The organism is Rhizobium sp. 007 (assembly GCF_015353075.1).
In the GTDB taxonomy this organism is placed as follows: domain Bacteria; phylum Pseudomonadota; class Alphaproteobacteria; order Rhizobiales; family Rhizobiaceae; genus Rhizobium.
The window spans coordinates 700,875-723,873 of sequence record NZ_CP064187.1 but is presented as its reverse complement, the minus strand read 5'-3'; the positions used below and the strand labels follow the sequence as shown (position 1 = coordinate 723,873).

At 61.1% G+C, this 22,999-nt stretch carries 23 protein-coding genes and 2 tRNA genes; 13 read left to right on the top strand and 12 right to left on the bottom strand.

The window, feature by feature from the left end; translation table 11 throughout:
- Positions 1-58 precede the first annotated feature (58 nt).
- The 3 genes from ISN39_RS03465 to ISN39_RS03455 all read right to left on the bottom strand — a co-directional run bounded on the left by ISN39_RS03465 (position 59) and on the right by ISN39_RS03455 (position 2,986).
- Positions 59-1,864 carry an EAL domain-containing protein gene (locus ISN39_RS03465; RefSeq protein ID WP_194729183.1) on the bottom strand — a complete coding sequence of 602 codons (1,806 nt, stop codon included), beginning with the start codon at positions 1,862-1,864 and terminating at the stop codon, positions 59-61.
- A 147-nt stretch (positions 1,865-2,011) separates the two neighbouring features.
- Positions 2,012-2,254, bottom strand: a complete 243-nt coding sequence (locus ISN39_RS03460) for a type II toxin-antitoxin system ParD family antitoxin (protein ID WP_022716366.1) — start codon at positions 2,252-2,254, stop codon at positions 2,012-2,014.
- A 177-nt stretch (positions 2,255-2,431) separates the two neighbouring features.
- Positions 2,432-2,986: an HdeD family acid-resistance protein gene (locus ISN39_RS03455; protein ID WP_194729182.1), complete on the bottom strand. Its 555-nt coding sequence runs from the start codon at positions 2,984-2,986 to the stop codon at positions 2,432-2,434.
- A 142-nt stretch (positions 2,987-3,128) separates the two neighbouring features.
- On the opposite strand from ISN39_RS03455, the gene betI reads away from it, so the two are divergent.
- The 3 genes from betI (at position 3,129) to betA (ending at position 6,952) form a co-directional block, all read left to right on the top strand.
- A complete protein-coding gene (gene betI / locus ISN39_RS03450; protein WP_074066971.1) occupies positions 3,129-3,713 on the top strand; it encodes a transcriptional regulator BetI in 585 nt (194 codons plus the stop codon).
- Between the two features lie 64 nt (positions 3,714-3,777).
- Positions 3,778-5,241, top strand: coding sequence for a betaine-aldehyde dehydrogenase (betB, locus tag ISN39_RS03445; RefSeq protein ID WP_194729181.1), 1,464 nt, complete (start codon positions 3,778-3,780; stop codon positions 5,239-5,241).
- A gap of 61 nt (positions 5,242-5,302) precedes the next feature.
- Positions 5,303-6,952, top strand: a complete 1,650-nt coding sequence (gene betA, locus ISN39_RS03440; RefSeq protein ID WP_074066969.1) for a choline dehydrogenase — start codon at positions 5,303-5,305, stop codon at positions 6,950-6,952.
- Positions 6,953-7,389: 437 nt separating this feature from the next.
- Here betA and ISN39_RS03435 read toward each other — a convergent pair whose 3' ends face one another.
- The 5 genes from ISN39_RS03435 to ISN39_RS03415 all read right to left on the bottom strand — a co-directional run bounded on the left by ISN39_RS03435 (position 7,390) and on the right by ISN39_RS03415 (position 9,476).
- Entirely contained in the window at positions 7,390-7,755 is a 366-nt protein-coding gene (locus tag ISN39_RS03435) for a type II toxin-antitoxin system VapC family toxin (RefSeq protein ID WP_194729180.1), read from the bottom strand.
- Positions 7,749-7,964: a CopG family transcriptional regulator gene (locus ISN39_RS03430; protein WP_194729179.1), complete on the bottom strand. Its 216-nt coding sequence runs from the start codon at positions 7,962-7,964 to the stop codon at positions 7,749-7,751. The genes ISN39_RS03435 and ISN39_RS03430 overlap by 7 nt, the downstream gene beginning before the upstream one ends.
- A 58-nt stretch (positions 7,965-8,022) precedes the next feature.
- Positions 8,023-8,499 (bottom strand): DUF6644 family protein, encoded by a 477-nt coding sequence (locus tag ISN39_RS03425; protein ID WP_194729178.1) that lies wholly within the window; start codon positions 8,497-8,499, stop codon positions 8,023-8,025.
- A 4-nt stretch (positions 8,500-8,503) separates the two neighbouring features.
- Entirely contained in the window at positions 8,504-8,890 is a 387-nt protein-coding gene (locus ISN39_RS03420) for a DUF6152 family protein (RefSeq protein WP_028739821.1), read from the bottom strand.
- A 139-nt stretch (positions 8,891-9,029) separates the two neighbouring features.
- On the bottom strand, positions 9,030-9,476 hold the full coding sequence (locus tag ISN39_RS03415) for an Rrf2 family transcriptional regulator (protein WP_022716377.1): 447 nt from the start codon (positions 9,474-9,476) through the stop codon (positions 9,030-9,032).
- Positions 9,477-9,898: 422 nt separating this feature from the next.
- Here ISN39_RS03415 and ISN39_RS03410 point away from each other — a divergent pair, with 422 nt between their 5' ends.
- The 3 genes from ISN39_RS03410 to cysN all read left to right on the top strand — a co-directional run bounded on the left by ISN39_RS03410 (position 9,899) and on the right by cysN (position 13,237).
- Positions 9,899-10,639, top strand: coding sequence for a phosphoadenylyl-sulfate reductase (locus ISN39_RS03410; protein WP_194729177.1), 741 nt, complete (start codon positions 9,899-9,901; stop codon positions 10,637-10,639).
- A gap of 158 nt (positions 10,640-10,797) precedes the next feature.
- Entirely contained in the window at positions 10,798-11,751 is a 954-nt protein-coding gene (gene cysD / locus ISN39_RS03405) for a sulfate adenylyltransferase subunit CysD (RefSeq protein ID WP_194729176.1), read from the top strand.
- A 1-nt stretch (position 11,752) separates the two neighbouring features.
- Entirely contained in the window at positions 11,753-13,237 is a 1,485-nt protein-coding gene (gene cysN / locus ISN39_RS03400; RefSeq protein ID WP_194729175.1) for a sulfate adenylyltransferase subunit CysN, read from the top strand.
- Between the two features lie 137 nt (positions 13,238-13,374).
- Here cysN and ISN39_RS03395 read toward each other — a convergent pair.
- Positions 13,375-13,451: transfer RNA gene (locus tag ISN39_RS03395), tRNA-Pro, on the bottom strand.
- Between the two features lie 269 nt (positions 13,452-13,720).
- Between ISN39_RS03395 and ISN39_RS03390 the strand changes: the two genes are divergently transcribed.
- Positions 13,721-14,131, top strand: a complete 411-nt coding sequence (locus ISN39_RS03390) for a hypothetical protein (protein WP_074066941.1) — start codon at positions 13,721-13,723, stop codon at positions 14,129-14,131.
- Between the two features lie 449 nt (positions 14,132-14,580).
- Here ISN39_RS03390 and ISN39_RS03380 read toward each other — a convergent pair.
- Positions 14,581-14,655, bottom strand: a tRNA-Gln gene (locus ISN39_RS03380).
- A 163-nt stretch (positions 14,656-14,818) separates the two neighbouring features.
- Between ISN39_RS03380 and ISN39_RS03375 the strand changes: the two genes are divergently transcribed.
- The 4 genes from ISN39_RS03375 to ISN39_RS03360 are packed head-to-tail and all read left to right on the top strand — an operon-like array spanning position 14,819 to position 18,185.
- The gene (locus ISN39_RS03375) at positions 14,819-15,115 is read left to right on the top strand and encodes a cupin domain-containing protein (protein WP_194729174.1); all 297 of its coding nucleotides are present in this window, start codon (positions 14,819-14,821) and stop codon (positions 15,113-15,115) included.
- 3 nt (positions 15,116-15,118) lie between these two features.
- The gene (locus ISN39_RS03370) at positions 15,119-16,042 is read left to right on the top strand and encodes an MBL fold metallo-hydrolase (protein WP_194729173.1); all 924 of its coding nucleotides are present in this window, start codon (positions 15,119-15,121) and stop codon (positions 16,040-16,042) included.
- Positions 16,039-16,491 carry a DCC1-like thiol-disulfide oxidoreductase family protein gene (locus tag ISN39_RS03365; protein WP_194729172.1) on the top strand — a complete coding sequence of 151 codons (453 nt, stop codon included), beginning with the start codon at positions 16,039-16,041 and terminating at the stop codon, positions 16,489-16,491. The genes ISN39_RS03370 and ISN39_RS03365 overlap by 4 nt, the downstream gene beginning before the upstream one ends.
- The gene (locus ISN39_RS03360) at positions 16,488-18,185 is read left to right on the top strand and encodes an SDR family oxidoreductase (protein WP_194729171.1); all 1,698 of its coding nucleotides are present in this window, start codon (positions 16,488-16,490) and stop codon (positions 18,183-18,185) included. Before ISN39_RS03365 ends, ISN39_RS03360 begins: the two co-directional genes overlap by 4 nt.
- A gap of 9 nt (positions 18,186-18,194) precedes the next feature.
- On the opposite strand, the gene ISN39_RS03355 is transcribed toward ISN39_RS03360, so the two are convergent.
- Positions 18,195-19,100 carry a DUF1499 domain-containing protein gene (locus ISN39_RS03355; protein ID WP_074066936.1) on the bottom strand — a complete coding sequence of 302 codons (906 nt, stop codon included), beginning with the start codon at positions 19,098-19,100 and terminating at the stop codon, positions 18,195-18,197.
- Positions 19,101-19,321: 221 nt separating this feature from the next.
- On the opposite strand from ISN39_RS03355, the gene ISN39_RS03350 reads away from it, so the two are divergent.
- The gene (locus ISN39_RS03350) at positions 19,322-19,711 is read left to right on the top strand and encodes a hypothetical protein (protein WP_194729170.1); all 390 of its coding nucleotides are present in this window, start codon (positions 19,322-19,324) and stop codon (positions 19,709-19,711) included.
- 87 nt (positions 19,712-19,798) lie between these two features.
- The gene (locus ISN39_RS03345; RefSeq protein WP_074066934.1) at positions 19,799-20,068 is read left to right on the top strand and encodes a hypothetical protein; all 270 of its coding nucleotides are present in this window, start codon (positions 19,799-19,801) and stop codon (positions 20,066-20,068) included.
- Here ISN39_RS03345 and ppdK read toward each other — a convergent pair.
- A complete protein-coding gene (gene ppdK, locus ISN39_RS03340) occupies positions 20,056-22,728 on the bottom strand; it encodes a pyruvate, phosphate dikinase (protein WP_194729169.1) in 2,673 nt (890 codons plus the stop codon). The genes ISN39_RS03345 and ppdK overlap by 13 nt on opposite strands.
- Positions 22,729-22,999: the final 271 nt, after the last annotated feature.

The following is a 22,999-nucleotide window of genomic DNA, read 5'->3' as shown; positions in this document are numbered from 1 at the left end:
AAAGCCCAGGAGATAATTCAGCGCCGGGTGCTTGGGAAGGAGAGAAGTGGCAAAGGCGTCAATTCGCCTCGCCCAGCGGATGAAAGATCAGCCCGTCGGCGCTTTCCTTCGCTTCGGCCTTGATGTGCGCTATTTCGGCGCTGACACGATTAATGTCGTCGATCACCAAGCCTTCCGGCAGTTCAAGGACACCGATCGAGCAGCGCATCAGCGGGAAAAGCGCTTCCGCACCGGCACGGTCATGACCGCGAATGCGCCCGGCAGCGCGGTCCTCGTCGGAATAGAGATCGCGGACGTCTTCGTGGAAATCGCTGATGAGCCGGTCAAGAATCTCGGTCAGTTCCTCCTTCGTCCATCCGATGACGCCGATGAAGAAGTCGTCGCCCCCGACATGGCCGAGGAAATGACGCTCGGCGAAGAAGTAACGGCGCATCAGCGCGGCGAAGAGCGAGATCGCGTGGTCGCCGAGATGAAAACCATAAGCATCGTTGAAAGGCTTGAAGTTATCGAAGTCGCAATAGCAGAAATGCCGTACCTCGTCGCCGTCGCGACCGGCCTGGCGCATGAAATCGCGGATGGCGCGGTTGCCCGGCAGGCCGGTCAGCGGGTTCTGGTCCTGCGCGGTCTTCAGCTGCTTTTCGTTGATGACCTTGATGAGCGAGGCGGCGGAGACGACGCCGGCATAGCGCATGTTGTCCGTAAGGATCAGGCAGTTGCTGCCTTCCATATTGGCGAAGATCGTCATCAACCGCTCGGCGTCGGAATCAAGACCGACGATCGGTGCCATTTCGACGAAGTGTGAAATCGTGCGGCCATAGACCTTATTCTTCAGGAGATCGCGGCCGAAGGGCTGGTAGATATATTCCTTGATATGGTGCTCATGGATGATGCCGCGCGGCTCGCCATTGGCATTCAACACCGGGAAGAACGCCTGGCGCGGATTGCGGCGAAAGAGCTCGAAGACCGTGTCGATGCTGTCGTTCTCATAGACCGTCGGCAGCACTTCAATCTGTTTGCGAATAAGGATTTCATCGAGCGATTGCGTGTTGTGCTTGCTCTTGCCGAGATCCTGCAGATGCGGAAACGAGGAAACGAGCTCGGAGGTATGCGGCGTCGGCCGGGCAATGAACCAGCCTTGGACGAGATCGACGCCATATTCGCGGCAAGCGAGGAATTCCGCTTCGGTTTCGATGCCTTCCGCGATCACCCGGGTGCCGAGCACATGGGCGATGTTGACGATATTCTTCAACAGGTGGCGCTTGCGCGGCTTGCGGTCGATGTCGGCGACGAAGTGACGGTCGATCTTGAGGTAATCGACGGCATAGTCGCAAAGGAGCTTCATTTCGCCGTGACCGACGCCGAAGTCGTCGATTGCCAGCTTGAAGCCGGTCTTGCGGAGCTTGGAAACCAGCGCCTCGAATTCCGGCACGCTGGTATTGTCGAAACGCTCGGAGAATTCGAAGCAGACCGAGGACGGCGGGATGTTGGCGGCCTTCAGGTGCTGGAGGAGGGTTTCAACCAAGCGGTCGCCGTGCGGGATCAGCCGGACGTCGAGATTGAGGAAAAGCGTCGAGGTCGAATAATTGCCGAGCGTCGCGAACTTGGCGAGCGCGCGGCTGGCGACCATCTGCTCCAGCTGCAGCAGCTGGGCGGCGCGATGCGCCTCATCGAGGATTTCAACAGGGGAATCGAAGCCGAGGCGTTCCTGCCCGCGCATCAGGGACTCGTAGCCGAAGACCGTGCCCGTCCCTGCTTCGACAATTGGCTGGAAAGCATTTTCGATGACGAGTTTCGCGAGCGTCACGATCTGATCGCTGGCATAACGGCGTAATACGCCCGGTTCGACGGCGGCAGCCAAAGACATGCCAAATTCTCCACTGCGAAGTCTTCTTTTTCGCAGCGAAGATGGTGAAAAAGCATCAACGAACCCTTTCGCCAATGTGAAACTTTTGTGAAAGTTGCGGACTGGAATGTTTCAGCATTCCGATCAATGGCTTAGGTCCCGACCCTATCAGGCGGATCGGCGGCGCTCCGCTTCGTGATCGGCAAACATATCTGCAACGCAGCGGCCTCCACTCGCGCGGTCTTCGTCATTTAGAACGTCATTGCGATATTCTGCGAGCTTGCGGGCGGCATCCCAGAGGCGCAGCGCCTCACGGACAACCTCGCTGCTCGATGCATAGCCGCCATGATCGACGGCATCGCGAATGCCTGCTGCCTGGACCGGTGATATGGAAACTGTGACCATTGGCATGAACTTCCTCCCTTCGTTTTTCTATGGGACAGAACCTGCCCTACGCGGGATGCATGACCACTCATGACATCTGTTCCGGCAATGTCGTCTGCCGGCGCCTTGGTATCTGAATTTTAGTCCCGCCTCACATGCTTGTCAAAAAAAGAAACATTCCGTGAGCACAGCCTGTGGACAGCCTCATTGCACGCTTCGAAGGCCGATGCCGAACGCAATCATCGTCCATCCCTGCAGAATAAGATCGACCGCGAGGAAAAGACCGAGGACCCAGAGACTGTTCACCGGCCAGCCGAGCGCGATGATAAAGCCTGCGAGCGCGGTGACCACGCCGCTTACGACAATCCAGCCCCAGCCCTTGAGCGGCTTCATGCGGCGGCCGATAAAGACACGGAAGACGCCGGCGACAAGCAGAGCGACGGCGAGAAAGAGCGTCAGAGCAGCGGAGGTAAGGATCGGATTGATGAAAGCGCATATGCCTGCGAGGACGTAAAGTACACCGCTCAGCGCCCAGAAAAGGATGTGCTCCCAGCCGCGCACCTGAAAGGCGTGGATGAGATAGACGATCCCCCCGAAGACCATCAGCATTCCCACGGAATAGACCGACACCACGGTGGCGAGAAGCAGATTTCCGACCGCGATCAGGCCGCAGATCAATAGCAGCACGCCGAGACCCACGAACCATATCCATTTCGACTGCAGGGACGAGGACGGCGCTCCATCGAAGACGTTAGCCATGACACACCTCCTGATAGGTGTTGATATGCTGCAGAATCGCGGGCCGGAAAGGGTTGAGGCTTCTCAAACTCCGTCAAAAGATTTTTGTTGATTGATCAGTCAATCAAAAATAATATGTGCTGAACTGTCGGAGCTTGCCCTCATGCCGAAAATCGGAATGGAACCTCTACGCCGAAAGGCGCTCGTCGACGCTGCGCTGCGCGTAATCGCGGATCACGGCACGCTGAGCGTCACCATGTCCGATATCGCCCGCCAGGCCGGCGTGTCTCCTGCCCTTGCGCACCACTATTTCGGCAGCAAGGAGCAACTGCTGATCGAGACGGTCCGTTCGCTGCTCAGGCAGTTGCGTGACGACACGGTGACGGCGCTGAAGGCTGCCCGGACACCACGCGAAAAGCTCTCTGCCGTCATCCGCGTCAGCTTCCAGGCCGATCAGTTCGCGCCGGAAACGATCGCCGCATGGCTCGCCTTCTATGCCGAGGCGCAGCGCTCGGAAGAGACGCGCCATTTCCTAGTCATCTATGCCCGCCGGCTGCGTTCGAACCTGCTGGCCAACCTCAAGAAGCTTTGCCCGCCGGATGCCGCAGGACGCATCGCCGAAGGCGCTGCTGCGATGATCGACGGGCTCTATATCCGCCAAAGTCTGAAATCGGCGCCGATCAACATCGAGGCTTCGATCGGGCTGACGGAGGATTATGTGACGATGCAATTAAGGGGGATCGAATGAGGCCAACCGCACAGGAATGAGGAGCCTTATTTTTGCCCTGTCGGACAAAGCAAAGGATTGAATTATGAAAGCCCAGCCGAAAGCGTCGCACTTCATTGACGGCGAATATGTCGAGGACGAAGCGGGCAGCGTCATCGAAAGCATTTATCCGGCAACCGGCGAAGTGATCGCGCGGCTGCATGCGGCAACGCCTGCCATCGTCGAGAAAGCGATCGCGGCTGCCAAGCGCGCACAGCCGGAATGGGCGGCGATGAGCCCGACGGCCCGCGGCCGCATCCTGAAGCGCGCCGCCGAGATCATGCGCGAGCGCAATCGCGCGCTTTCCGAGCTCGAAACGCTCGATACCGGCAAGCCGATCCAGGAAACGATCGTCGCGGATCCGACGTCGGGCGCCGACAGCTTCGAGTTCTTCGGCGGCATCGCGGCAGCCGGCCTCAACGGCTCCTATATCCCGCTCGGCGGCGATTTCGCCTATACGAAGCGCGTGCCGCTCGGCGTCTGCGTCGGCATCGGCGCCTGGAACTATCCGCAGCAGATCGCCTGCTGGAAAGGGGCGCCGGCGCTGATCGCCGGCAATGCGATGGTCTTCAAGCCCTCGGAAAACACGCCGCTCGGCGCGCTGAAGATTGCCGAAATCCTGCACGAAGCAGGCCTGCCGAAGGGCCTTTACAATGTGATCCAGGGAGACCGCGACACCGGCCCGCTGCTCGTCAACCATAAGGACGTGGCAAAGGTGTCGCTCACCGGCTCGGTGCCGACCGGCCGCAAGGTCGCCGCCTCCGCGGCAGGCCAGCTCAAACATGTGACGATGGAGCTCGGCGGCAAGTCGCCGCTGATCGTCTTCGACGATGCCGATGTCGACAGCGCAATCGGCGGCGCCATGCTCGGCAACTTCTATTCGACGGGCCAGGTCTGCTCGAACGGCACCCGCGTCTTTGTGCAGCGGAAGATCAAGGGCGAGTTCCTGAAGCGGCTGAAGGCCCGCACCGAGGCGATCCTGATCGGCGACCCGATGGACGAGGCGACGCAGCTCGGCCCGATGGTTTCCTTCGACCAGCGACAGAAGGTCTTGAGCTACATCGACAAGGGCAAGGCCGAGGGTGCGACACTCGTCACCGGCGGCGGCATTCCGAACAATGTTTCCGGCGAAGGCTATTACGTCCAGCCGACCGTGTTTGCCGACGTGACCGACGGCATGACCATTGCCCGCGAGGAGATCTTCGGGCCGGTGATGTGCGTGCTCGATTTCGACGACGAAGCCGAAGTCATCGGACGTGCGAACGCCACCGAATTCGGCCTTTCGGGTGGCGTCTTCACCGCCGATCTTACGCGCGCCCACCGCGTCGCCGACCAGCTCGAGGCGGGCACGCTCTGGATCAACACCTACAATCTCTGCCCGGTCGAAATTCCCTTCGGCGGCTCGAAGCAATCCGGTTTCGGGCGGGAGAACTCGCTTGCGGCGCTGGAGCATTATTCGGAGTTGAAAACGGTTTACGTGGGCATGGGGCCGGTGGCGGCGCCTTATTGAGAAGAGCCAAGCCCTCCCGCTTGTGGGGAGGGGGAAGGCCAACACATACTGAGTGTACATCATGCAAGCAGACTTCGTCATCATAGGCTCCGGCTCGGCAGGGTCGGCCCTCGCCTATCGTCTCTCGGAAGACGGCAGAAACAGCGTGATCGTCATCGAGGCGGGCGGCAGCGACTTCGGGCCGTTCATCCAGATGCCGGCAGCCCTTGCTTGGCCGATGAGCATGAGGCGCTACAACTGGGGCTACCTCTCCGAACCCGAACCGAACCTCAACGGCCGGCGCATCACCGCGCCGCGCGGCAAGGTGATCGGCGGATCCTCCTCGATCAACGGCATGGTCTATGTGCGCGGCCATGCCGAGGACTACAACCGTTGGGAAGAGCTCGGCGCCAACGGCTGGGCCTATGCGGACGTGCTGCCCTACTTCAAGCGCATGGAGCATTCGCACGGCGGCGAGGAAGGCTGGCGCGGCACCGACGGCCCGCTGCATGTGCAACGCGGCGGCTTTCGCAACCCGCTGTTCCATGCATTCATCGAAGCCGGCAAGCAGGCGGGTTTCGAGGCGACGGACGACTACAACGGCTCGAAGCAGGAAGGCTTCGGGCTGATGGAGCAGACCATCTTCCGCGGCCGTCGCTGGTCTGCGGCGAGCGCCTATCTGAAGCCGGCGCTGAGGCGGCCAAATGTCGACATCGCCTACGGCCTGGCGCGCAGGATCGTTATCGAGAACGGCCGCGCGACCGGCGTCGAGATCGAGCGCCGGGGCAAGGTCGAAATCATCAAGGCGAACCGCGAGGTGATCGTTTCCGCCTCATCCTTCAACTCGCCGAAGCTCTTGATGCTTTCCGGTATCGGCCCTGGCGCTCATTTGCAGGAGCACGGCATCGAGGTGAAGGCCGACCGGCCAGGCGTCGGCGCCAACCTGCAGGATCATATGGAATTCTATTTCCAGCAGGTCAGCACCAAGCCGGTTTCGCTCTATTCCTGGCTGCCATGGTTCTGGCAGGGCGTGGCGGGCGCGCAATGGATGTTCACGAGATCCGGCCTCGGCACCTCCAACCAGTTCGAAGCCTGTGCCTTCCTGCGCTCGGCAGCCGGCATCAAGCAGCCGGACATCCAGTATCACTTCCTGCCGGTGGCGATCAGCTATGACGGCAAGGCGGCGGCCAAGAGCCACGGCTTTCAGGTGCATGTCGGCTACAATCTCTCGAAGTCGCGCGGATCCGTCACCCTGCGCTCGCCCGATCCGAAGGCCGATCCCATCATCCGCTTCAACTATATGAGTCATCCGGATGACTGGGAAAAATTCCGCCACTGTGTGCGCCTCACCCGCGAGATCTTCGGCCAGCAGGCTTTCGACGCCTATCGCGGGTCGGAAATCCAGCCGGGCGAGAAGGTGCAGACGGACGACGAGATCGACGGCTTCCTGCGCGAACATCTGGAAAGCGCCTACCACCCCTGCGGCACCTGTAAGTTGGGCGCTAAGAACGACCCGATGGCGGTGATCGACCCGGAGACGCGCGTCATTGGGGTCGACGGCCTGCGCGTTGCCGACTCGTCGATCTTCCCACACATCACCTACGGCAACCTCAACGGCCCCTCGATCATGACCGGCGAGAAGGCGGCGGACCATATCCTCGGCAAGCAACCGCTGCCGCGCTCGAACCAGGAGCCCTGGGTCAATCCGCGCTGGGCACTGAGCGACCGGTAATCAGAGCTGGTAGGGCACACGAATGCCCAGCAGTCTCGTGGGACGGTGTTCGCGCCTATTGCCCGATATCAATCGACTGGATATCCGCAGTTGCCCCGATGGTGGCACCTGGCAGTTTCATGTGATGAAGCTGCCAGATGCACCGCGCGCTCGGCTATTTTCATGATCGAACGCAACAACTTCAAAAGCAGAAACAGCGTGGGCATCCGCAAACCTCGGCCTTCGCACAAGTTCAGTGATCGTCTTCCTTGCGTTGGTGGCGCACGGCGAGCACCGTCACGGCGTGATCGCCCCTCTATCTCGAACAGGACGACGTAGCGGCAGAGCCGATGGAACGACCGGTTCGAAGCGAAGCGACGGAAGGGACGCGGTTTTCATGGGACCGCATGCGTTGCAATTGCGATGCAATTTAGCCGTCTTTTTTTGACGTCCTCAAATCAACGCAGATATGGGACGCGGATTCCAGGATTATCCGCCGGAAAGTCCTTGGTGTTGCGCGTCACCAGGAGCAACGCATGCGCATCGGCGGTCGACCAGATTATCGCGTCCGGCAAGTTGATCCGGTGGTGCTGTCTTAAGCGAACAGCGCCTTCCGCTATCGCATTATCAACCGCGATGATCTGGAAGTTATTCAAGAAGCTTCGCGTCGCTGCTTCGACGTCGGGATCAGCGCCAATCAACACCTCCATCCAAGTGACGACGCTGATGGCACGGCGTCCATAGCGGTCAAGCTCGTCGCGGGCTTCCGGTATGGCGTTGAGATAGTCGATAAGGATGTTCGTATCGAAGAGCGCTTTCACCATTCGCTTCGAACTTTATCCTGGTATTCGAGCCCATCGATCTTTCTATTACCCCAGAGCCCGAAAGCTTCTGCCTCTTTTGTCCGATCATGACGATCCAGAAAATCGTTGACAGCTTTGCGGATGAGCGAAGCGCGGGAAACCTTCTCGCTCTTCGCCATCTTATCCAGCGCCTTCAACTCGGATTCGACGATATCGACCAGGATACGCATAACGCTCCTTTATATATGATATATATATGCATATATCACCTTACGCACGCAATCAAGACTATATGAAACCGATCCACCGCCCGGCGATGAGAGCGGTAATCCATACCGCCGCCGAAACCATGGCTGCAATGCGCAAGCTCGCTGCAACGACCACTCCGGCAATCGCCTTTCGCCAGCTGTCCCTGGCATGCACGATGGCGGCATTGGCAACGCCCACTGCCAGCAATCCGATCTTTGCCAAAAATGCTGGGTTTCCGGCATATTCCATCGGCCGGACGCTGAAGAGGCAGAAGCCTGTGACGATCGCCGCCGTCAAACCGACCGCCGCTGCGCGCGACAGGAATGGTCCGACCACCGAAAGCGGGACCAACGGAAAGAAGCCCATCAACCTGAGATCGAGCGGCAGGATGGCGCCGAGCAGCAAACCGATAGACAGGATATGCGAAGCATTGACGAACATGTAAAGCAGCGCTGAACGCCGCAACCCTGCGGCGAGCGGCGTTGTGGCAAGCCATTCCAGAAGTTCGATCGCCATGCGGTCAATTCGTCTGGATTCGGTCGGGATAGATATCGTAGCGCTTCTCGCCGACCGTGATTCGCACGGCCTTCATGCGCTTTTCATTCCGATCCAGCGAACGGTTTCCGATCGCAACGATCGGATCGCCGTTCTTCGCCGAGCCCTCGACGAAGCCGGAGCGCTCCGTCTGGCGCGGATTGCCGAGTTCGACGCGCCACACGCCGTCATCGGCGGTCGCAACGTCAAGCGCGGGATGCGGGCCGCCCATGGAAATCTTCTGGATCGTCCCCCTCAACTCCATCTGCTCGGCCTCGGCCCATGACCAGCCGTGATGCGCCGCAGCGCCGGTCGCGAAAGCTGCCGCGAGGGCCGCGCTCAAGACGATCTGCTTTGTGGATAAGACACGCATTTCAGTTCTCCCTGCCCTTTTCCGAACAGGTCCGAACTGGCGCATGCCGGCGGCTTTGAAAGGCTTTTCACCAAATCTTGAAGCAGGGAGATGATTTCGCGAACCTTCGGCTGTCTATGGAAAGGGAAGAAGCCGCCCGTCAGGCGAGAAGGCGGGTGACCTCTGCGCCTTTTGCCGGCGCGACCGCGTCGGCGATCGTCGTCGAGAACAGCACCTTCCGCGTTGCATCCGCAACTTTGGCGAAGACGCTGCGGATTTTGCAGGTCTGCTCGCCGTCGCAATCGTCGCACTTGCGATAAGCGGTGATCGAAAGGCATGGGAGCGGCGCGATCGGGCCGTCGACGATGCGCAAAATTTCGCCGAAGGTGATCATGTCGGCGGGCTTCAACAGCAGATAGCCGCCCGCCTTGCCACGTCGGCTCGCGACGATGCCCTGATGCTTAAGATCGAGCAGGATCTGCTCGAGGAACTTCTTCGGAATTTTCTGCTGCGCTGCGATGTCCGAAATCATGACGGGCTCGCCGGCATCGGCTTCCGCCAGTACCGTCAGCGCCCGGAGCGCGTATTTTGCTTTCTGCGTAATCATTTTGGACCGTCACACACACGAGCGATGCGACGTGCCGCACCACTTCACAAGCTACCTATCTCCTATTGCACAGCCAGCATGAACGGAATTTGAACGCGCCCGCGAAAGCCTTGGAAGACAAGCATTTTGGCCTTGTTTTTCTTGCCCGGCCAACGGACAGAACTCTACGCTGGAATTGCGCTTCCTGCATCTTTTTCGACATCACTTCAGATTTCGAATTGACAGGCAGCGTGTAACCCTACTAATCTTATAGAGATTAAAACAGCCTCGACAGATTGCTGGCCTGACGCGGCTGCTTTTCTGCATTGCAGCGGCTTCGGAGAGATATTTGCTCCCGTATGCGCCGCTTTCGAAATCCGTTTTTCTGTGCGATCTGCCCTCAAGCTGCGATACTCCGGCCAACATCGAGGACAGGGTTTCCCATGACTGTTGTCAATATCATCGAAGAAGCGGAAACGCTGAATGCGAAACTTGCGACCTTGAGCCTGGCCGAACGTCTGTCGTTTGTCGCCGGCCTAGACGTAAGAGTCGTCTTCACGACATCGCTTGGTATCGAAGACCAGGTGATCACCGCCGAAATCGGCAATCATCGCCTACCGATCGACGTCGTAACGCTGCAGACCGGCCGCCTCTTCCCCGAGACGCTGGCGCTGATCGACGAAACCGAAAGCCAGTACGACCTCCACATCACCCGCTACGAGCCAGAGCAGGCCGATATCGACGCCTATGCGGCGAAATACGGCATGAACGGCTTTTACGAGAGCGTCGAAGCCAGGCATGCCTGTTGTGGCGTGCGCAAGCTCAAGCCGCTTGCGCGGGCGCTGGCAGGCGCAACGATCTGGATCACCGGGCTGCGCCGCGGTCAGTCCGCCAACCGCGCGGAAACGCCTTTTGCGGAATATGACGCCGAACGGCACCTCCTGAAGATCAATCCGCTTGCCGACTGGGATATCGAGACAATCAAGTCCTACGTCGCCGACAATAGCGTGCCGGTTAATCCGCTGCATGCCCGCGGCTACCCTTCTATCGGCTGCGAGCCGTGCACGCGCGCCATCAAGCCCGGCGAGCCGGAGCGCGCCGGCCGCTGGTGGTGGGAACAGGATGAAAAGCGCGAATGCGGCCTGCATGTCGGCGAAGAGGCGACAGCGGTTGCAGCACGATAGCCAGGTAGGGTGAGTTTGACGGGCCGGACTGCAAGGCCCCTCACCCCTAGCCCTCTCCCCGCAAGCGGGGCGAGGGGACGGAAAACGAGCCGCCGAGCGCGGCATTGGGGTGAGGGGCAAATGCGTCCTTGCCAATGATCGAAAGTCTGGAGTAGGAAATGCCCGATAGCCGTCCGGATACGGAACTCAACAATCCACAGAGCGCCAAGCCGCCGCTCGATCCGCACCTGAAGGCTCTGGAAAACGAGTCCATCCATATCTTCCGCGAGGTTGCGGCCGAATTCGAGCGTCCGGTGATGCTCTATTCGATCGGAAAGGACTCGTCGGTGCTGCTGCATCTGGCACGTAAGGCTTTTTATCCGGGCCGCGTGCCCTTCCCGCTGCTGCATGTGAACACCGGCTGGAAATTCCAGGAGATGATCGCCTTTCGCGACGAGACCGCGAAGAAGTATGACCTGGACCTGGTCGAGCACATCAATCCGCGCGGCGCCGCAGAAGGAATCACACCCTTCAGCCACGGCTCCGCGACCTTCACCGACATCATGAAGACCGAGGGGCTGCGCCAAGCGCTCGACGCCGGACAGTTCGACGCAGCCTTCGGCGGCGCGCGCCGCGACGAGGAGGCAAGCCGCGCCAAGGAACGCATCTATTCCTTCCGCACGCCGGACCACCGCTGGGATCCGCGCAACCAGCGGCCCGAGCTCTGGAACATCTACAACGGCCAGATCCGCAAGGGCGAGAGCGTGCGCGCCTTCCCGCTGTCGAACTGGACCGAAGTCGATATCTGGCGCTACATCCAGGCCGAAGACATTCCGCTGGTGCCGCTCTACTATGCGAAGAAGCGCCCCTACGTTGAGCGCGACGGCATGATGATCCTTGCGGAAGACCCGCGGTTGGAACTCCTTCCCGGCGAAGTCCGCCGGGAAGGCATGATCCGTTTCCGCACCCTTGGCGATTTCCCGCTGACGGGTGCCATCCGCTCCACCGCCACCACCCTTGAAGACGTCATAGCGGAGCTGGAAATCGCAACCGTTTCCGAGCGCCAGGGCCGCGCCATCGACCGCGACCAGTCCGGCTCCATGGAAAAGAAGAAGCGTGAAGGATATTTCTGAGATGACTGCAGCAGCACCTGCAACCGCCATCGCCTTGCCTGCCGCCGAGCCGCTGAAGGCCACGCGCGACACGCGGCCGTTGCGCCTCATCACCTGCGGCAGCGTCGACGACGGCAAATCCACGCTGATCGGCCGGTTGCTCTGGGACACCAAGGCCGTCAAGGAAGACCAGGCGGCGACGCTCCAGCGCGATTCCACCGGCAAGCAAAACGATCTCGGCCTGCCCGACTTCGCACTGCTTCTGGACGGCCTGCAGGCGGAGCGCGAACAGGGCATCACCATCGATGTCGCCTATCGCTATTTCCAGACCGACAGGCGCGCCTTCATCGTCGCCGACACGCCCGGCCACGAACAGTACACCCGTAACATGGCAACCGGCGCTTCGACCGCCGATCTTGCCGTGCTGCTCGTCGATGCCCGCGCCGGCATCCTCGAGCAGACGCGACGCCACGCGACGATCGCCTCGCTGCTCGGCATCAAGCAGTTCGTGCTTGCCGTCAACAAGATCGACCTGACCGGCTACGACCGCGCCGGATTCGAGAAGGTCACGCACGAGTTCAAGGAATTCGCCCTGTCGCTCGGCGTCAAGCAGATCACCGCGATCCCGATGTCGGCGCTGAAGGGTGAAAACGTCGTCTATTCCGGCCAGGCCGCCATGCCCTGGTACTCGGGACCGACGCTGGTCGAGACGCTGGAGCTTGCCACGGTGCGCTCGTCGCAAACCGTCGGCTTCCGTCTCTCAGTGCAGCGCGTGTCGCGTCCCGGCGAAAGCTTCCGTGGCTATCAAGGCACCGTTGCCGGCGGTTCGGTGAAGCCGGGCGACAGCGTCATGATCCTGCCATCGGGCATGGTCGCCAATGTTTCCAAGATCGTCACCTTCGACCTCGTGCGCAACGCGGCCGTCGCGGGCGACGCAATTACCCTCGTGCTCGACCGACAGGTGGACGTCGCGCGCGGCGACATGATCGTCTCGATCGACAGCCAGCCGCAGGTCGGCCTTGCCTTCGACGCGCAGATCGTGGCGCTGCAGCCGGAAGGCATCGAGGCCGGTAAGCGCTACTGGCTGAAGAGCGGCAGCCGCCGCCAGCGCGTCCAGGTGCAGCCCCTCAGCCAGTTGGAGCTGAAGACGGGCGCCTGGAACGTGGCCGAGCGGCTTTACATGAATGCCATCGGCAAAGTGCGCCTCGCCTTCGATGAAGCGGCGATCTTCGATCCTTATGAGCAGAACCGCTCCTCCGGCTCCTTCATCCTCATCGACCCGGACACCAACAATACGGTCGCCGGCGGCATGGTGACCGGCAAGCGCTCGGAACTCGGCGGACTTCACACCGGTGACGCGCGCGTCATCCTCTCGCTTCCCGCCGACCTCGCCGAGCAGATTATGGCGAGCGAGATCTTCGCAACCCGCCGCGACGAGGCGCATGTGCACCGGATGACCGCAGCGGAAGCGGCGGAACTCTGGAAAAACGCCGCAAGCGATATCTGAGACTGAAGATGGGGCCGGACGGCCCCTTTTTCTTGCCGTGTCGAGGCGCGCGTTACGCATCTGGCGCAACCGGATCGCTGCACGCAGTGTGCGGCGCAAATACTCGCCCGGGATCAGGGAAATTCGGGAAAATCGACTGGTCGGAGTGGAGTGATTCGAACACTCGACCCCCACGTCCCGAACGTGGTGCGCTACCAGACTGCGCTACACTCCGTGACCAGCGGCGCCTCTATAGACCGGCCCATCTTATTGCGCAAGCACCAAATTTCAAAACCCGGCGCATTTTTGACAGAGGGGTGACAGGGCCCGGCGCAGCCTAAAACTGCAACAAAAAGCCACACTCGCGGCAAATTTCGCCATTGCGAAGACAGGGCAATTTTCTTTTACCGGGTTCCGCGCTAAAGCGCTCCACGGGACAAGCGGAAACCGTTGGCAGACAGCGATTCCCGCCGTCGAATGCGCGACAAATTCAGGGACGATTAGATGAAACTCCGCACCACTGCCGCGGTCGGGCTTGCCATTGCGCTTGCCGGCTGCACGACCATTCCTTCTGCAGGCGATCCGATTTCCGCACGCTGGACCGGCCAGTCGGCCGGCAAGTTCTTCGCTGCCTACGGCCCGCCGATCGCAGATACCGAAAACGGCTCGGCCACCGTCTATACCTGGAAGGGCGGCTACAAGAGGATCCGCGTCCCGGCGAAATATGCCGAAGGCGAAAACGGCAAGCGCGGCAAGCAGATCGCTGCCGCCCGCACGCTCTATCTCCGCTGCCAGGCCGAAGTCACCGCCGATTCCAGCTACACCATCCGCTCCATCCGCACAGTCGGCGACATCCCGGGCGAAAACAGCAAGTCCTATTGTGCGGAGTTTCTGGCGCCGGAAACGGCTCAGTAGTCGAGTATCGCGGCTAGAATCAGTGCGGAAAAGGCAGCCTGCAGGCTGCCTTTTCTTTCATTGGCTATTTCGACGACGAGACATGCAGACTGGAACAACTTCCAAACTGTAGTGCTCCCCGATTTTGAGACAAGCATGGTAACAGTTCTCCGTTAGGAGGACTAATGAGGACGGACGATCCTGGGCGGCGGTTCAGTCGCGAGGTTAAGCTGGCAGCGGTTCAGCGAATGGCTGCAGGCGCCAATGTCAGCAAGCTTGCTCGCGAGTTGGGGATTTCGCGCAAGGGCCTTTATCAGTGGCAAAAGCTCTTGCAACAGCGGCAAGAGACACCAGACGCAATTCACGGCCGGGAGAACTGTTACCGATTGCTGTCTCACCAAAGGGGCGCAGTCCACTATGTCTCAGGAATAAACCGTAACCTATGTGTCCGGTATGGACACGAACAGTCTTGGCTGGGGCGCCAGGATTCGAACCTGGGAATGCCGGTACCAAAAACCGGTGCCTTACCGCTTGGCGACGCCCCACCACAGCTTGAGAGCGGAAACCCGCTTTGCCGGAAGCGAGGCCTGATTAGCAAAGGTCCGGCCGCCTCACAATCACTAACTTGCGCTTCCGGCATATTTCTATGCGCTTCTTCCTGCGCCGTGCTACGTCTTGGTTCGCCCGATCAAAGTCTCAGGAGAGATGATGAGCCAGTACCGTGCCCGCCCGCCTGCCCTTGCGACGCTTCTTCTCGACGATGCCGTGGTGCGCATCACGCGCTGGGATTTCGAGCCGGGCGCGGATACCGGCGTGCATACCCACGGGCTCGGCTATGTCGTCGTGCCGATGACTGATTGCAAATTCCTGCTCGAGGATCGGAATGGCAGCCGGCGCGTCGACGTGGCCAAGGGTGCTGCCTACCGGCGCGAGGCGGGCGCGGAGCACAATGTCGTCAATGCCGGAAGCGAGCCGATGTCCTTTATCGAGATAGAATACAAGTAAACCATGCCCAGCCCGACATTCGATCTTGCCTTCGAGCCTCACTATGGCCGCGCGGTGGACGTTGCGCCGGGGGTCCAGCGCATCACGGCCAACAATCCGAGCCCTTTCACCTTCCACGGCACCAACAGCTACATCGTCGGTACCTCATCCGTCGCCGTCATCGATCCGGGGCCTGAGAACGAGGCGCATTTTGAGGCACTGATCAAGGCGCTCAACGGCCGGACGGTCACGCATATAGTCATCACCCATACGCATCGCGACCACTCGCCGCTTGCCGCGAAGTTGCAGAAAGAGACAGGCGCCATCACCGTCGGCGAAGGTATGCACCGCGCAGCAAGGCCGCTCTATGACGGCGAGGTCAATCCCTTTGCCGAAAGCTCCGATACGCGTTTCGTGCCGGATATCTCGGTTGGCGACGGCGAGACCATCAAGGGTGACGGCTGGGCGCTGACGGCGGTGCTGACACCGGGACACGCCGCAAACCACGCGACTTTCGCGTTCGAAGGCACCGGCATCCTCTTTTCCGGCGACCATGTCATGGCCTGGGCGACCTCCATCGTTGCGCCGCCGGATGGCTCGATGGCCGATTACATGGCCTCGCTCGACAAGCTTATCGCACGCCGCGACCACCTGCTTTTACCGGGCCATGGCGGGCCGGTGAAACGTCCCGTCTCCTTCATGCGGGCGCTGAAGACGCACCGGCGCATGCGCGAGCGCGCCGTCGTGGAGCGGATTAAGGCGGGCGACCGGCTGATCCCCGACATGGTGAAGGTGATCTACCGCGACACAGATCCCAGGCTGCACGGCGCGGCGGCACTCTCCGTCTTCGCGCATATCGAGGACTTGGTGGAACGCGGCATCGTGCAGGCGGACGGACCGCCTTCGCTCTTCGGGGCGTATCAACTGTCTGCTGGAGAGGGACGATGAGACGGAATGACTATAGCTATCGGAGCGATGCCGCTGTTCCGGCCTTTCCGGACGACAAGCCGCTCATCATCTTCGACGGCGAATGCGTCTTCTGCTCCCGCTGGGTGAAATTTGCGCTGAAGCACGACAAGGCCGGGCGTTACCGCTTCCTTGCCGCGCAATCGCCGCTCGGCACGGCACTTTACCGGCACTACGGCTTGGATGAGCGGCACTACGAGACGAATATCCTGCTCGAAGACGGCCGCGCGCATTTCAAATCCGAGGGTTCGATCCGCATGATTGCCCGGCTCGGCTTTCCCTGGTCGCTCGTCAGTATCCTTTATATCCTGCCGCGCCCGTTTGCCGACCGGCTCTATGAGTTCGTCGCCAGAAACCGCCTGAAGATCGCCGGGCGCCGGACAACCTGCTATGTGCCTTCGCCCGAGGAACGGAGCCGCTTCCTGGGATGAGCGGTGCAGCACTTCGCATTCTCATCATCGGCGGCTATGGCACCTTCGGCGCCAGGCTGTCGCAGCTTCTTTGCGACGACGAGCGCTTCTGCCTGCTGATTGGAGGACGTTCGCTTGCCAAGGCGGTTGCTTTCGTGTCCAGCCTGGGCGGCAAAGCCGGCAAGGAGCCGGTGGAGTTCGACCGCAACGGCGATGTTTACAAGCAGCTGTCAGCGGTCGCGCCCGCCGTGACCGTAGACGCTTCCGGCCCGTTTCAGACGATGGGCGGCGACACCTATCGCGTGCCGAGAGCCTGCATATTTCTCGGCATCGACTACGCCGATCTGGCAGACAGCCGCGAATTCGTCCGCGGGATCGCAGAGCTCGACGCGGAAGCGCGGGCGGCAGGCGTATTCGTTCTGTCGGGGCTGAGCAGCTTTCCCGCTCTCTCCTTTGCCGCCCTCGAGCGTCTGGCACAGGATTTTTCGCGGATCGACCATGTTTCATCGGGTATCGCGCCCTCGCCGCATGCCGACATCGGCCCCAACGTCATCCGGGCGATTGCGAGCTATGCCGGAAAGCCCGTGCCGGTCCTTCGCAACGGCATTTCCGCGACCGGCCTTGGGCTGATCGAATGGCATCGGGTGACGGTCGCACCGCCGGGATGCATCCCGCTCAAAAGCGGACGTTTCAGACTGGTTGACGCACCGGACCTCGATCTTCTGCCTCAGCGGTTCGAAGGCCTGTCATCAATATTCACCGGTGCGGCAACAAAGCCGCAGTGCTTGCAACGGCTGCTGGCCGCAACGGCGCAACTGGTGCGGCTCAAGCTTCTTCCCTCCCTGCTGCCATTTGCCCCGTTGATGCATCGGGCAAGCAAGCTCCTCGCCTCCGGCGAACACAGGGGCGGCATGTTCGTCCGCGCCTCGGGATCGGATCGGGCCGGCCAGCCGCTCGAAGCAAGCTGGCATCTGGTCGCGGAAGGCGATGACGGACCGTTCATCCCTGTCACCGGGCTGGAGGCCATGATCCGAAAGCTGGCGAATGGCAATCGACCGGCCGATGGTGCGCGGTCGGCGGCCGGCGAATTTCTTCTTGAAGCGTTCGAAAGATGCTTCGAGCGTTTCGCCATCCACAGCGGCACGCGCCACGTTCGGCCGGGAGAGGTGGACCTGCCTCTCTACCGGCGCCTGCTCGGCTCGGCCTGGGAACGGCTGCCCCGTGCAATTGCCGCGACGCATGACACAAGCGAAGGCGGGCACAGGCTCTCCGGCCGTGCACGCGTGGAGCGCGGGACCGGCTTCCTGGCCTCGATCATCGCTGCCGCCGTGGGCTTTCCGAAAGCGCAGGATGATGTTGCGGTCCGCGTATGTTTCACCACCAAAGGTAGAATAGAGTTCTGGACACGCGATTTCGGCGGTGCAGAGTTTCGCAGCGTACAACTGGAGGGCCATGGGCGCGATGCGCATCTGCTCGCTGAAGATTTCGGGCCTTTCCGGATTCTCATGGCTGTGGTCCCGGATGGCGCTAAGCTCCGTTTCGTCGTTCGCGGCTGGCGATTTTTCGGCATCCCCCTGCCTTTGGTGCTAGCGCCCGGCGGCGATATCTACGAGGAGGAGCGCGAAAGCCGGTTCCATTTTCATGTGGAGGTCGGCGGGCCGCTGACCGGGCTGATCGTGAGGTATGCCGGATGGCTGGAAGAAGAAGGCGGTTGAGCCTTCGTCTTACCCCGCAATGCCCAGCAATTCCATATCGAGGGCTTCGAGATAATGGTCGGCGATTTCGGTGCTGAAGCCGAGGTCGTGCTGGCCGTAGCGGGAGGCGACGCGGATGTCGACGAAAGTGGTTTCGGCTTCTTCGCGCAGCCGGATGACGACGTCGAAGTGCAGGCCGGTGATGAGCGTGCGGGTTTCGCCCTGAAGCGTCACGCCGTTTGCGTCGCGAATAAGCTTTGCGACATCATCCTCATAGGGCCTCGGCGTGGGAACGGGAACCTGATCGGGCGCTTCGGCGACGGCATCGCCATCGGGCTGGGGCCTTGCCGGCGCATCCTCGAGATCGCGGACCGGTTCGCCTTCGCCGGCACTTCCGGTGATCGTGATGCCATCCAGCTTCGCCACTTTCCTGACCGCTTCGAGCACGCGGTCGATCGCGCCTTCATAACGCCGGCCGGTCAGTTCCGGATAAGCGAGGAGCTGCTGTTCGCGCTCCTGCGGCGACACGTCGGGATTGCGTTTCATCCAGATCTGATCGGCATGTGGCGACGAAAGCCAGTCTGGCGCTGAAACGACATCCGTCGACACGTCATAGATGGCCGGCAGCGTGAAATAGCGCTCAGCGATAAAACCGCCGAAACCCAAGGGAAGGATCGCAAAGATCAGCGCTTTCAACGCATCGAGGCCGCCTTCCGCTCCGGTCGCCCAGAGGCTTCTGAGACCGACGGCCGCAAGCATGGCGGCAAGCAGCGCAAAGCCGATGGAGACAAGCAGCAGGAGCACGAGATAGGGCGTGGCAAGCCCGCCGAACCGGTGCGCGACCAGCACCGCGACCCAGAGGACCAATGCAAACGCCCCGAAGCGCCGCGCAAAGCGGGCCGAATTGGAAACGGGGCGGTCAAAGCGGATGGCCATCAAACTTACCGGTTATTCGCGGGCGCAAACCGCCTGCGAGGGCGCAAGAAGCACCCACACTTGTTTATGGCAAGATTCGCCTAAATTAAAACTGTTGTCTCCGCGCAGGGGCCGCAATCCACCAAAAGGCGGTGGTGGCTTTAATAAGTAACATCTGATATGTCACTAAAAAGACGGCTCCGGCGGATTTGCCGATAACGGGAAGGATCAGGAGAAGAGTGATGCTTTCATCGGAAACAACCGAAAGACCACAGGCATCATCGCTTGGCGCAAGCGATCCATCCGAGTCCTTCCTGCCGATGGAGCTTCTTGAGCTCGAGCTTTCGCTCGAAGGCTACGACGGCGGCGAAGAGGGCTTCTGCGAGGCCGTGCGCGCGGCTGCCGCCAATGCAAACGGCGAATTCCTGTTCGATCTTCCGGCAGCCGGGCTCATCGAGGATTGCCGGCGCATCGCGGTTCTGCGCATCCCGTCGGCGAGCACCAAAATGCGTGTCGTGCTTGCCGTTCTCGATACCAATGGCTCGGAAATCCGCGTGCAGGCGCCGGATCAGGAGACCGCACATCTCGTGCAGTTCGCCGATGCCTTCATCGAGGTGCTGGTACGAATCTGAACTCAGCCGCGTTTTCCGATGTTTGTTGACGTGAGCCGGCAAATCGCCTCTTGTCTGGCGACCGGTTCATGCATCGGAGAATGTGCTATGCGTCTTTCCGCTCTTTCCCTGTCCCTCGCCGCCATCGCGATCAGCCTTTCGGCCTGCCAGACTCTCACGCCGGAAGAACAGCGGGCTGCCGACGAGCGGCGATGCCTCAGCTACGGCTTCAGGCGCGGCACCGACGCGTTTGCCACCTGCCTGCAGCGCATTGATCTCGACAGGCGCGCCGACGCGCGGGCATTTCGCGCGCAGGCAGATGAAAACTTCGACGACTTCACCCGGCCGATCTACTATCCGCGCTATTACCGCCGCTGACCGTTGCTGATGACCGCCTGAGCTGCCGCGAGCCGGGCAATCGGCACGCGAAACGGCGAACAGGAGACATAATCGAGGCCGATTGTCTCACAGAAATGGATCGAGGCGGGATCGCCGCCGTGCTCGCCGCAGATGCCGAGCTTCATGTCGTTGCGTGTGCGCCTGCCGCGTTCTGCAGCGATGCTGATCAACTCGCCGACGCCGTCGAAATCCAGCGAGATGAAAGGATCGTGCTCGATGATCCCCTTGCGCTGGTAAGTCGGGAGGAAGGCGGAGGCATCGTCGCGCGAAATGCCGAAGGTCGTCTGCGTCAAGTCGTTGGTGCCGAAGGAGAAGAACTCGGCGGCCTCGGCGATCTTGTGCGCGCGCAGGGCTGCCCGCGGCAACTCGATCATCGTGCCGACGAGATAATCGATCTTCATGCCAGCCTCGGTCATCACTTCCCCGGCAACCGCGTCGATCCGTTCCTTGACATAATCCAATTCCGAACGAAGGCCGACGAGCGGCACCATGATTTCCGGGACGACGGCCGCCCCCGTTTCCTGCGCGGCGGCAATAGCCGCCTCGAAAATGGCGCGCGCCTGCATTTCGACGATTTCGGGATGGGAAATGGCAAGCCGGCAGCCGCGGTGGCCGAGCATCGGGTTGAATTCGTGCAGCGCATCGACACGCTGGCGGAGTGCGGCCGCCTCCATGCCCATGGCAGCCGCGACATCCACGACCTCTTCCTCGGTCTTCGGCAGGAATTCGTGGAGCGGCGGATCGAGCAAGCGGATCGTCACCGGCAGGCCGTGCATGACGGTGAAGAGGCCGGTGAAATCCAACCGCTGCATTGGCAGCAGCTTGTCGAGCGCGGCACGCCTGCCCTTCTCGTCTTCGGCAAGGATCATCTCACGCATGACATGGATGCGCTCGCCTTCGAAGAACATGTGTTCGGTGCGGCAAAGGCCGATACCTTCCGCGCCGAAGGCACGCGCAGCGCGCGCGTCGGCGGGGGTATCGGCATTGGTGCGCACCGTCATGCGGCGGAGCCTGTCGGCCCAGCCCATGATGCGGCCGAAATCCCCGGAAAGCTCCGGCTGGATCATCGGAACCTCGCCCCTCAGCACCTGCCCGGCCGAGCCATCGATGGTGATGATGTCACCCTTTTTCAGCGTCACGCCAACACCGATAAGGCGCTCGTTGCGGAGATCGATGCGCATGGTTCCGGCGCCGACCACGCAAGGGACGCCCATGCCGCGGGCGACCACCGCGGCGTGGCTGGTCATACCGCCGCGCGTGGTGAGGATACCTTCTGCGGCATGCATGCCGTGGATATCCTCCGGGCTCGTTTCGACGCGGAGCAAAATGACCTTGCGGCCCTCCTCCTCCGCCTCGACCGCCTCTTCCGCGGTGAAGACGATCGCGCCGGTCGCAGCCCCCGGCGAAGCCGGCAATCCGGTGCCTATCACCTGGCGGTCTACGCGCGGATCGATCGTCGGGTGCAGAAGCTGGTCGAGCGTTGACGGCTCGATGCGCAGCACCGCCTGCTCTTCGGTGATCAGCTTTTCATCCACCATATCGACGGCGATCTTCATCGCCGCCTTTGTCGAGCGCTTGCCGGAGCGCGTCTGCAGCATCCAGAGCTTGCCGCGCTCGATGGTGAATTCGATGTCCTGCATGTCGCGGTAGTGCGCTTCGAGCTCGGTGCAGATATGGGTGAGTTCCTCGAAAGCCTCTGGCATCAGCTTTTCCAGCGACGGACGGTCGGAACCGGAGTTGATGCGTCCCTCCTCCGTAATGCTTTGGGGCGTGCGGATGCCGGCGACCACGTCTTCGCCTTGCGCATTGACAAGGAATTCGCCGTAGAGCGACCTTTCGCCGGTCGAGGGGTTGCGCGTAAAGGCGACGCCGGTTGCCGACGCATTGCCGAGATTGCCGAAGACCATGGCCTGGACGTTGACGGCCGTGCCCCAGCCTCCCGGAATGTTGTGGAGCTGGCGATAGGTGACGGCGCGCGCGCTCATCCAGCTTGCGAAGACGGCACCGATGGCACCCCAGAGCTGCTCTTCGGGATCCTGCGGGAATTCCTCGCCGAGTTCCTCCTCGATCAGCTCCTTATACAGCGAAACGACATGCTGCCAGTCACTGGCTGTCAGCTCGGTTTCGAGCTCATGGCCGAGACGCGCCTTCTGGTCTTCCAGGATCTCCTCGAAAATTTCGTGATCGAGGCCCATGACGACATCCGCATACATCTGGATGAAGCGGCGGTAGCTATCCCAGGCAAACCGGGCGTCGCCCGCATCATGTCCCAGCGCCTGCACGGTTTCGTCGTTGAGGCCGAGATTGAGAACCGTATCCATCATGCCCGGCATGGAAATGCGGGCGCCTGAGCGGACGGACAAGAGCAGCGGCCGGTCCTTTGCGCCGAACTGCCGGCCAGTCGCCTTCTCGATCGTCTCCAGTCCGCGGCGGATTTCATCTTTCAGGCCGGCATCGATCCGTCTGCCGAGCGTGTAATAAGCGCTGCAGGCATCGGCGACGATGGTGAAGCCCGGCGGCACCGGCAGGCCCAGGCTGCACATCTCGGCCAGATTGGCGCCCTTACCGCCCAAAACGTCATGGTCCCGTGCGCGACCTTCCGCCTGCCCGTTGCCGAACGTATAGACCAGTTTGGTCATCTTCCCCCCGATCAAAATCAGGACCAGCTTATTCCCTTGGTCCTGAAATGAAAATCGACAAATACGGCGAAATGTTGCACCGCACAATGGATGCTCGCCGTTTCGAACCGATTGATTGGAATTGGGAAGAAAAAAAGCTTTGCGGGACTGCAACAACCGTCCCGCAAAGCCTTGTTTCCGTCCAGCCAGGAAACTGGACGGGGGGTACGTTAAACCGGGAAAATCCGACTGCCCTTATTCGGTATGCCACCCGGTCGATCCAACATGCGCA